This window comes from uncultured Campylobacter sp. (genome assembly GCF_938018035.1).
Taxonomy (GTDB): Bacteria; Campylobacterota; Campylobacteria; order Campylobacterales; family Campylobacteraceae; genus Campylobacter_B.
The window spans coordinates 1-10,937 of sequence record NZ_CALIJF010000419.1; the positions used below are offsets into that span (position 1 = coordinate 1).

Sequence of the window (10,937 nt, forward strand, 5' to 3'; positions counted from 1 at the left end):
GCGGTTTTGATCGTAGCATTTATCGGATATTACGCAAATGAATTTCTAAGCGATCGTCGCATAGCAAGCGCTAATGCGATCTATGACGAGCTGCTTAACAAGCGCGACGACGCTAAGCTAGCCGAGCTTAAGCAAAAAGATATAAATCTATACGCTCTTTATATTTTGCAAAACGGCTCTGCAGACGAGCGAGCGGCGCTAGAAAATACCCAAGGCATCGATGTTATGCTAAAAGAGATAATAAATCTACAAAACGGCAAACAAGGCGGAGTGCTACTCGCCGATTACGATTCTTTGCTCAAAGGCTACGACCTACTAAAAGAGGGCAAAATCGAGCAAGCTCACGCAGAGCTAGATAAAATTCCACTCAACTCGCCAGTTCGTCAAATCGCACTTGCTTTGAAACACTATGGAGGCAATAAATAATGAAAAAAACGCTGATATTTACGCTTTTACTATCGTTTTTATTTTTAGGCTGCTCGACGAAGCGCCAGTATTTCGAACCTAGCGACGAAAACATCACAGGCGATATGAAATTTAACGGCTCGCTGCCGTCGGAAATCGTAGCGGTTAGTAAAGATGGCGCTACGCTAAAAGACGGCGAAGTCATCTCTAAAAACGGATTGGTGAAAAATTTCAAAGTCCTAAAAAGTGAGAAATTTTTAGGCGAATATGACGGAAATTTCGTCGTAACCGACATCAATGGCACGCTTAAAGTAGTTGGTAGCACAGGTGCCGTAAAATTTGAAAAAGCCCTCGGCAGACAAGCGCTAAGTGCAAATATACGCGGCGATGATTTGGCTTTAGTGATGAGTGATGATTCGATCATGCTTATCAAGCTAAGCTCGGGCGCAGTGGTACTCGATCATAAAGTAGGCGATGCATTCGCAATCGATTCGCGCGTAGCGTCACCGCTATTTATCAACCAGCTTATCGCTTATCCTGCGTTAGACGGACTAGTCAGCATCGCAGAAAACGTAGGTGGGCGCTCGGCACGCGATTTCGTCGTGAGCAACCAGCCGTTTTTTAACAACATTATCGCCTTAGAAAACAAGGGCGATAACCTTTATGCTGTGACCGCCACTAGGCTAATGCTGGTAAGTCCTGCGGGCAATAAAAACCATAACGTAGACATCAAAGACGTAATTTTTAGCGGCGATAGAATTTATCTTTTCTTAAAAGACGGCAGAGTCGAGCTACTAGATCGCGGGCTAAATTTGATCAAATCGCGCAAATTTACTTTCGCGCAGTTTAGCGGCGCACTGCTTAGCGGCGGCTATTTGTATATCATTGAGCGCAACGGCTACGTCATCCGCGTGGACGAAAATTTAGAGGGACAAGCGATCTACGAGCTAAATGGCGAACTCGAGGATAAGTCCTTTATCGCAGGCACGTCCTTTTACTACGACGATAAAATTTTAAATTTTGATGCTAGATAAAATTTCAAAACTTTGCGTTCGCGAAGGACTCCTGCTTCAAAAATTCCAAACGCTAGATATCGCTAGCTTCACGCGCTCGCGATCATACGGCGCGTATTTCGGCGTGGATCTAAAAAGCTACAACGTCCTTTTGTTTATGCGCGACGCAAAATCTCGCTTTGTAATGCGCGACGCGGAATTTCTGCTCTCGCTCGTAAGCGACATTAGCGCAAGCCTAGGCAAGGTCGTGAAAAAACGCGTGCTGTTTTACAACTCGCAAATGTGCTCTAAAAGTGCGAAATTTTTAAAAGAAAACGGATTTAGCCTCTATGCTTTTGTGTGACGTAGGAAATTCCAGGGTTAAATTTTATAAAGGCGGCGTAACGCAAAGTATGCCCGTAGCGGAGTTTATGCGGTACGAGCCAAAGGAGCGAATTTTTTTCATTAGCGTCAATGATGGCGTGAAAAAAAAGCTGAAAAATCCTCTGTTTGTTGATCTGGCGCCGCACTTTGAGCTAAAAACCGCCTACCGCGGGCTTGGGATCGACCGCATAGCGGCGTGCTCGGCCATAAACACCGGCGTCGTCGTCGATGCGGGCAGCGCGATCACCGTGGATTTGATGTTTAAAGGCTCGCACCTAGGCGGATTTATAATGCCGGGCATTAGCACGCTTTTAAAGTCGTTCGCGAGCATCGCGCCCGTACTGGACGTCACGCTAGCTAGCAATATCGATCTGGATCCGCTACCGCAAAAGACCGTAAATGCCGTAAATTACGGAATTTTAAAGCCGATCGTGCTTGCCATCGCAAACATCGCGGGCAATAATAAAATTTACTTCACGGGCGGTGACGGAGCCTATCTGATGCGGTATTTTCGCAACTCGATCTACGAAAAGGATCTCATCTTTAAATCGATGGTGAGCTTGATTGCAAAAAAGGGGCTAGCATGATAACCATAGCCCTACCAAAAGGCCGCATAGCCGACGATACGCTTAAAATTTTTAAAACCATTTTCGGGCTTGATTTTGCCTTTGAGGATCGCAAACTCATAATGCAAGAGGGCGATTTTAAATTCCTCTACGTCCGCAACCAAGATATCCCCACTTACGTTATGGGAGGTGCGGCGGATATCGGCGTAGTGGGGCTTGACGTGCTTGAGGAGCATCGCCCGGACGTGCTTACGCTGCTCGATCTTAAAATCGGAAAATGCCGCGTCTGCGTGGGCGTGCATGCGGGCACCCAGCTAAACTACGGCGCTCCGAGCCTAAAAATCGCTACGAAAATGCCCAACATCACTCGCGAGTACTTCGCCTCCAAGGCCGTCGCCGTAAATATCATCAAACTCTACGGCTCGATCGAGCTAGCCCCGCTCATAGGGCTTGCCGATGCCATCGTCGATGTCGTGGAAACCGGCGCTACGATGAAACAAAACGGGCTGCAACCCGCAGAAACCGTGATGCAAAGCTCCGCGCACCTCATCGCCAACAAAAACAGCTTCGTGCTAAAACGCGATGAAATTTTAAATTTAAGAGATAAACTAGCCCGCACGATCGCCTAACGCTCGCTTGCCCGCCGCACGGTATTTGCGACCGGCGCGGCGCACTTCCGTAAATCATCATTGCTCGTCTCGGCGATGTCGTTTAAAAACCGCCGCTACGGATAGAATTTTTTGGCAGCAACCGCACCGCTTAAATTTAGAAATCCTGCGAATTTGATTTATCAAGAGGCGGATGCGCTTTGCCGAGCCGCGCAGCCTAAAATTTTAAAATTTATCGCTACGAAATTCTAAATTTAGCCCTAAATTTACAGCTCGCGAAATTTCAAAATACAAAACTCCACGGCGCAGAATTTCAAAATTCTAAAATCCCGCTTCACAATTTCACGCTGTAAAATTTCAAAATTTTGCAAGTTCTAAATTCAGGCTCAAATTTCCGCGGCTTGGAAACGGCAGAATTTCTGAATTTCAACTCGCTAAATTTCGCCACTAAAAATCGCGCGAAATTTAATTAGCGCCATTCTTTAAGTATAGAAAGTAGCCTGCGCCAAAATCAAAGATGCTAGCCGCGCGTACGGATCAATCCCTGCTACGGCGATATTTGAAAAACTGCTTTATAAGACTTAAAAAGCCCGCACAGGCGGCATTATCTCCTACATTTTCGGGCAGGACAAACACGCTTAGCACGAGCAATATATACAGCGCGAAAAATTTCAAATACAGCCGTTTAACAATTTTGATAAATTTTGGATTTAAGACAGGTTGCATCCCGGCGCGCGGCTCGGCTCGAGCCTAGTCCGCGCTAGCTTGATTTTTTCGGGCACCGTTTGCTCGCCAGCTTTGTTTCGGATTTTTTCTGCGCGTCTTAAGTCAGTTTTTGTGTGCTTTACTAAATTTGCTCGGCGAAATTTTACCGCGATAAAATTTTACGTAGTAAAGCTATGCCTAAAATTTCAAATCCGCTAAAGTTTAAAATTTTAAAGCTACGTGGAGATTCGCCAAAGTAAGGCTTCGCAAAAATTTAGCTCGAAATTTAAAAACGCTCATACCGTTTATCATGCAACAGGTAAGCTAGCGCAACAATATAATTCAACTCTGCCTAGGCACGGCTAGCTGTCATTGCGACAACTCAAACGGCGCGCTATAAGCCTTGCCGACGCAATAAAACAGAAGCAGTCTATGTGCCTGTAAATTTGTGGCAGATAAAATTCCACCGCGATGAACGCAATAAATTTAGATATCACGGACGATCTGCGTGATTTTAGTTTTTGCGTGCAGCACAGTAAATTTTACATGCAGCAAGCTTTGAGCCGAAAATATTGTCGCCTCTTATCGCGTTCGCGCCAAAAAACCATGACTGTTTGCGACGCCAAAAGCTACTTACGTGCAAAGCGAACAAGAATAAAATTTTACCGACCTGGCGCGACGAAAGAGCCGCACCTACGCCGCGATGATTTCGCGCACCTTTTCGGTGAAATTATCGCTCACGATGTATTCGGTCGGATAAACTAGCACCTCGCTGCCGTTGCGGATCCGCAGAATCAGCCGCTTGGTGTTTTTCAGCGCCGTGTCGCAAAAGGCAAGATGGTAAATTTTATAAATTTTCTCGCGACTTAGCTCGCCCAAGCTTAGCTCAAACTCAAAATCCTGCGCGTTTTTTCGCTGTGTCTCGCGCTCTTTGCGCGCCTTAAGGGCGGGATCCTCCGCAGTAAACCCGCTCCTTCGCTCCGCGAAATTTCCTCCGCCAAAACTGCCACTTCGTTCGCCGCCAGAGCCGAAATTGCCGCTGTTAAAGCCCCCGCGCTCCCTACCACCGAAGCCTCGCACCTTACTAGGCACGTAGCCGTCGATATTTTGCGCGGCATCTAGAGTTAAAATTTCATCCAGATAAATTTGAAATTTCCCGCCGTAAGGGCTAGTGTTTTTGCTAAGCCGCGCCCAAAACGCCATCGGGCGCTCCAGCTGCGCATCCGTTAGCGCAGTGACCGCATCACAAATATCGCCGAACGCGCTCATCTCGAAGCTGCCCGCAAGATCAAGCACCGTGAGATTTGCCATCTGCTTGCCCGATTTGGTCGTGCGGGTATGGACGTTTTCGATCTTGCCGACGCACAAAATTTTAACGCTCGCGTCCTCGTCGCCCACCAGTTCGTCGAATTTGTTCGATTTAGTATGTGCAATCGCTCCAAGCTGCGCGGCGTAGGCTTTGAGTGGATTTTCGCTCAAAAATACTCCCGCGCGCGGACGGAAGCTCGCATCGCGGGCGTTTTGCAGGCTCATCATCGAAAGAAACGACAGCTGATACGCCGCGCCGCCGACCGCACTTTTTGAAATTTTGATCATAAAGGCATACGGATGCTCCCGCTCCTGCGGGCTTAAGTTTTCGATCGCCTTTAGCGCGTTATCAAACACCGCTAGCTCGAAGCTGCCGTGCAGATCAAGCACGTTTAAAATCCCCATTTTTTTGCCCGTTTTTGTCATGCGCGTGGACAGATCCTCGATCCGCCCCACGCTAAGCACCTCGGCGCTATCGCCCTCGATCTCGCTAAACGCCGAGGATAGCGTATAGTCGATGCCCTCCATCTCCTCTTTATAATCATCCAGCGGATGCCCCGAGAGATACACGCCCACGGTCTGCTGCTCGAATTTTAAAATTTCGCCCTGCGGAAATTCCTTATCGGTATCGACGAAGCTTACGCTCATGCCGCTCGTCATATCCTCATCCTCGCCAAAAAGCGAGCTCTCGGCGTCCTTTTTAATCTCGGTGATCTTCTTCATCACATCTAGGATATTTTCCATATTTTGAATCATCGCCAGGCGGCTCTTGCCTAGACAATCCATCGCGCCTGCGTAGATCAGTGACTCGATGACCTTTTTATTGACGCGGAAATTATCCACGCGCGAAGCAAAATCGTCGATGCTTTGAAATTTAGCCTCGCTTTGAAGCTCTAAGATATTCTCGATCGCGGCGCCGCCCACGCCCTTGATCGCGCCGAGGCCGTAGATGATCGAGGTGCCCGATTTGGAGTTTTCGTCGTCCACGACGCTAAAGCCCCTTAAGCTTTGATTGATAGACGGCGGCAAAAGCCCGATACCCAGGCGGCTAGCCTCGTCGATATACTTTGAAATTTTATCGGTGTTGCCCTCTTCCGAAGTAAGCAGCGCCGCCATAAACTCCGCCGGATAGTAGGTCTTAAGATAGGCCGTTTGAAAGGTGATCATCGAATACGCCGCGGCATGGGATTTGTTAAAGCCGTAGGAGGCAAATTTCATAATCAGATCAAATAGCTCATCCGCCTTAGCTACGTCAAAGCCCAGCTCTTTGGCGCCGTTTAGATACTGCTCGCGCATATGAGCGAGCTTCTTTTCATCCTTCTTACCCATCGCGCGGCGCACCAGATCGGCATCGCCCAAGCTAAAGCCGCCCACCTTCTGCACGATCTGCATGACCTGCTCTTGATAGACGATGATGCCATATGTTGGCTCTAAAATTTCTTTTAGCTCAGGGAAGATATAGCTTGCTTTTAGCTCGCCATGTTTGATCCTGATAAAATCAGGGATTAGATCCATCGGCCCCGGGCGATAGAGCGAGATCATCGCGATGATATCCTCGAAGCGGTCCGGGCGCAGGTTCATCGCCAGATCCTGCATGCCCGCGCCCTCGATCTGGAAGATCCCCAGAGTGTTGCCGCTTTGAATCGTTTTGTAAGTGCGTGGATCATTAAAGTCTATCTCCTCCCAAACTATGTCGCGATTATATCGGCGCTTGACGAGCTTGATGGCGTTATCGATCACATCGAGGTTTTTAAGGCCAAGGAAGTCAAATTTTATCAGATCGACGTCCTCGAGATAGTTTTTGGTGTATTGCGTTACCAGGCGCGCATCCTCGCCCTTATCCTGCTTAAATAGCGGCGCTTTATTCCACAGCGGCTCGTTTGAGATCACCACTCCCGCGGCATGCATTCCTGCGTTGCGATTTAGCCCTTCAAGATCTAGCGCAAACTCCCAAACCTGCTGTGCGATCGGATCTGCATCGATAAATTCCTTCAGCTTCGGCTCGGCGTCGTAAGCCTGCGTAAGCGTGATGCCGAGCTTGTCGGGGATCAGCTTCGCCATCTTATCGGCCTGCGAAAGTGGCATATCGCAGACGCGAGCCACGTCGCGGATGACGCCGCGCGCGAGCAGCTTACCGAAAGTCGCAACCTGCGCGACGTTGTATTTGCCGTACTGATCGATGACGTAGTCGATCACCTCGCCTCTGCGCGTCTGGCAAAAATCCACGTCGATGTCGGGCATCGAGATACGCGACGGATTTAAAAATCGCTCAAAAAGCAGATTATACGGGATCGGATCGAGGTCGGTAATGCGAAGTGCATAAGCGCAGATGCTGCCCGCCGCAGAGCCGCGACCTGGGCCAACCGGGATGTCGTGATCCTTCGCCCAGTTGATAAAATCCTGCACGATGACCATATAGCCCGAAAAATGCATGTTTTTGATGATGGCAAGCTCCTTTTCCAGGCGCTCGCGATAAATTTCGTGTTTCTGTGGGTCGATAAATTTAAGGCGCTCTTTAAGCCCCTCGCGGCACAGATAATCGAATAAAAAATCGTCATTTGCAAAGCTATAACGCTCCGAGGGCTGGGGCAGCGAAAGCCCGAGCCTGGCGGCATATTCGATCGTAAATTTAAAATTCGGCGGCGTCGGCGCATAGTCCTTCTCGTCGAAGGCAAATTTGAGATTACACTTTTGCACGATCTCGGCGGTATTTTCGATCACTTCGGGGATGTCCGCAAAAAGCCGCCTCATCTCCTCGTCGCTTTTTACGTAAAATTCCGAAACGACGTGTTTTAGGCGGTCGCCGTCGTTGATCGTCTTGCCCATCGAGATGCACTGATAGACGTCGTGGGCCTTGGCGCGATCCTTGCGCGAGTAGTGAGCGTCGTTGGTAGCGATGATCTTGACGCCGATTTCGCGCGAGAGGCGGATGAGGTCTTTATCGACGTTTAATTGCTCGCCGATGCCGTGACGCATGATCTCTAGATAAAAATCCTCGCCGAAAATTTCCTTATATTCAAGCGCCGCTTTTTTCGCCGCTTCGTAGCCGCCCGCGCCACGTTTTAAATTTCGCTCGCTTCTATTTAGATGAAATTCCACCTCGCCCGCTAGGCATGCCGAGGAGCAGATGAGCCCCTCGCTGTGCTCTTTTAAAATTTTTTTATTGATCCTCGGATAGTAGTAAAATCCGTCCAAAAACGCACGCGAGCTAAGATACATTAAATTTTTGTAGCCCGTCTCGTTTTTGGCAAGCAATATCAAATGGTAGCGTTGGCGGTCGCTTTTATCGCCGATATCCTCGTGGTTATGCAGGTAGGTCTCGATGCCGATGATCGGCTTGATACCGTGCTTTTTCATCGTCTGATAAAAGTCTATCGCGCCGAACATATTGCCGTGGTCGGTGATCGCGCACGCCTTGGTACCGCGGCTCTGCAAAAGCTCGGCGAGCTCGCTTACTTTATTCGCTCCGTCTAGCAGCGAATACTCAGTGTGAAGGTGTAGGTGGGTGTAGTCGCTCATTTTTGGTCCTTTTTTGATTTGGAGATTATAGTAAATTCGGGCTTTAGAAACGGTCAAATTTAATGGAATTTTAGCTTAAATTTCAGCGCGAAATTTTACGAGTAAATTTTGTTACGGAATTTTACTTCGAAGGTTTTACATTCTGGATCTTGCGGATTAAATTTTAGCAAAATTTTAAGCTGAAAATGCTTTGATGAAATTTTGCTATCATATAAATTCCGCTTACATGAAATTTTGAGCTAACGCAATTCCACAAAATTCTACGACTTAGATCGTCGTAAAATTTTGCGGTTTAAAATTCTGCTTGCAAAGTCTTGCGGCTCTATGATCTTGAGAATTCCACGATTGCTTTGGCAAGCTCTCTAGTAGGATCGACGAAAATTTTATCGCTTTTGATTAACGGCAAAAATAGCGGCAGCTCAGTGCAGGCAACGACGTAAATATCAGCATCGATTTTGCCTAGCAAATTCTCAAAAGCCCCCACGTATTCAGCAGTCTTGCCCGCCTTAACGCCTTTGTAGATACAATCCATCAAAACCGCTTGATTTTCTTCACCAAGCTCCACGCTGATTAGCCCCGCTTCTTTGAGCGGATCGTCGTAAATTTTAGCTTTTTTTGTACCGATAGTGGCTAGCACAGCGATTTTATGGGCGTTTGGATAATTTTTGCGGATCGCTTTTACGGTAACCTCGGCGATATGAATTAGCGGGATTTCCGCCGCAGCTTCTACATCGTCTGCGAAAAAATGCGCCGTGTTGCACGCCATCGCAAACGCCTTGCAGCCTGCATTTTTGAGCCTAACAGCGCTCTCGCTTAGGCGCGGAAGCGGATTTTCACCTTTGCCTAAGATAAATGCCGTGCGATCTTCAATCTGCGGATAGCTATCGATTACAAGCGGAATATTTTCTTGATCGCTTCCCGCAGCAGTCTCTTCTATAATCTTCATATACAGATCCGCACTCGCTAAAGGTCCCATTCCACCGATAATTCCAACTCTTTTCATAGCTCGTCCTTTCTAAATTTTACTTGGGTTAATTCTCCCACTTACTCATATCCATTTCGTTTTCGCTCTTTGCGACGTAGATCGACGCCACAACATCGCCCGTTACGTTCATCGAGGTTCGCCCCATATCCAAAATCGCATCAATGCCCAAAATCATTCCGTAAGCGATCGCTACGTTACCGCTTACCTTGACGCCGATAGACTCGAGCACTAAAAGCAGCATCAGCGCACCAGCTCCCGGAACTCCGGCAGTTCCGATCGCAGCAAGCATCGAAGTGATGATGATCGTGAGGTAGTGGCTGCTGTTTAGATCGATACCGCAAGCATTAGCGATAAAGAGCGTGCACACGCCCAAATATACGGTCGTGCCGTTCATATTCACCGTAGCACCCACGGGCAAAACAAAGCCGTAGATCGCCTTTGGAATTCCCATATCTTCGGCGGTTTGCATCGTAATCGGAAGCGTGCCGTTGGAGCTGCGGGTAACAAATGCCGTAAGCATCGGCGGACGCACTTTTTTAAGGAATTTAATCGGGCTAACTCCGATAAGCATACAAATAACGCAATAAACCGCAAATACTTGAATAGCAAGTCCCACGTATAGGGTAATCGTGACGTTTAGTAGCGAGCTGAAAGCCTCGATGCCGCTTTTATTAAACACTACAAACATTAGCGCAAAAACGCCAATTGGTGCGTATTGCATCACCCAGTGCACGACCTTAAACATAATCTCGCTCATTCCGTCGAAAAAATTATAAACCGTATCAGCGGAATTTTTAATACGAGCATCACTACTGTCGCGGCAAAACGCAAGCCCTACGCCAAGAAATAAGCAAAACGCGATAATCGGCAAAATTTCGCCTTTGGCTATGGAATCAAAAGGATTCGTAGGGATTATATTAAGCAAAATTTTACTCATACTAGGCGCGTTCGCTGCCTTTTCGACAGCCTTGGACGCATCGCTTAGATCAAGCCCGCTACCTGGAGAAAATATAAACGCACACGCTAGGCCGATGACGATCGCAAAAAGCGTCGTTATAGCGTAAAATATGATCGCCTTAACGCCTACTTTGCCCAGGTGCGCGGGCGAGATACTGCTAGTGCCCACGATGAGCGAACAGATAATGATCGGCACCATAATCATCTTTAAAAGCCGCACGAAAAGATCTCCCAAAGGCGTTAAAATCGCCACCCACGTGGTATCGCCCACCGGCATATTTTTAGGTAGTAACATACCGATCGCAGAGCCCAACACTAAAGCGATAATGATGCGCCAAAGCAAGCTTGAATTAAAATAAAAAGCTAAAATTCCGCCTTTTTTCGTTTGATTTTCTGACATGGACATCTCCCTGCACTAAGAATTTTAACGGAATTCTACCGCAACTTGCCATAAAATAAAATTTAATCGGTCGCCAAATGAAAGTTAAATTTGAAAATTCAATCGCGA

The 10,937-nt window shown here is 47.7% G+C and carries 9 protein-coding genes; 5 read left to right on the forward strand and 4 right to left on the reverse strand.

Annotated features, from left to right (window positions below):
• The 5 genes from Q0257_RS12790 to hisG form a co-directional block, all read left to right on the forward strand.
• The coding region (locus tag Q0257_RS12790; protein ID WP_298025393.1) for a hypothetical protein at nucleotides 1-426 on the forward strand (426 nt) is incomplete at its 5' end.
• Nucleotides 426-1,439, forward strand: coding sequence for an L-seryl-tRNA selenium transferase (locus tag Q0257_RS12795; protein WP_298025396.1), 1,014 nt, complete (start codon nucleotides 426-428; stop codon nucleotides 1,437-1,439). The genes Q0257_RS12790 and Q0257_RS12795, both read left to right, overlap by 1 nt.
• Entirely contained in the window at nucleotides 1,426-1,761 is a 336-nt protein-coding gene (locus Q0257_RS12800) for a hypothetical protein (protein WP_298025398.1), read from the forward strand. Before Q0257_RS12795 ends, Q0257_RS12800 begins: the two co-directional genes overlap by 14 nt.
• Complete coding sequence (locus Q0257_RS12805; RefSeq protein ID WP_298025399.1) at nucleotides 1,748-2,368, forward strand: type III pantothenate kinase; 621 nt, start codon at nucleotides 1,748-1,750, stop codon at nucleotides 2,366-2,368. Before Q0257_RS12800 ends, Q0257_RS12805 begins: the two co-directional genes overlap by 14 nt.
• On the forward strand, nucleotides 2,365-2,976 hold the full coding sequence (hisG, locus tag Q0257_RS12810; RefSeq protein WP_298025400.1) for an ATP phosphoribosyltransferase: 612 nt from the start codon (nucleotides 2,365-2,367) through the stop codon (nucleotides 2,974-2,976). Before Q0257_RS12805 ends, hisG begins: the two co-directional genes overlap by 4 nt.
• Nucleotides 2,977-3,492: 516 nt before the next feature.
• Here hisG and Q0257_RS12815 read toward each other — a convergent pair.
• The 4 genes from Q0257_RS12815 to Q0257_RS12830 all read right to left on the reverse strand — a co-directional run bounded on the left by Q0257_RS12815 (nucleotide 3,493) and on the right by Q0257_RS12830 (nucleotide 10,829).
• A complete protein-coding gene (locus Q0257_RS12815; protein WP_298025402.1) occupies nucleotides 3,493-3,630 on the reverse strand; it encodes a hypothetical protein in 138 nt (45 codons plus the stop codon).
• A 723-nt stretch (nucleotides 3,631-4,353) separates the two neighbouring features.
• On the reverse strand, nucleotides 4,354-8,487 hold the full coding sequence (gene dnaE, locus Q0257_RS12820) for a DNA polymerase III subunit alpha (protein ID WP_298025404.1): 4,134 nt from the start codon (nucleotides 8,485-8,487) through the stop codon (nucleotides 4,354-4,356).
• Between the two features lie 322 nt (nucleotides 8,488-8,809).
• The gene (locus Q0257_RS12825; protein WP_295151179.1) at nucleotides 8,810-9,490 is read right to left on the reverse strand and encodes an amino acid racemase; all 681 of its coding nucleotides are present in this window, start codon (nucleotides 9,488-9,490) and stop codon (nucleotides 8,810-8,812) included.
• Nucleotides 9,491-9,518: 28 nt separating this feature from the next.
• The gene (locus Q0257_RS12830; protein ID WP_177388429.1) at nucleotides 9,519-10,829 is read right to left on the reverse strand and encodes a dicarboxylate/amino acid:cation symporter; all 1,311 of its coding nucleotides are present in this window, start codon (nucleotides 10,827-10,829) and stop codon (nucleotides 9,519-9,521) included.
• Nucleotides 10,830-10,937 lie beyond the last annotated feature (108 nt).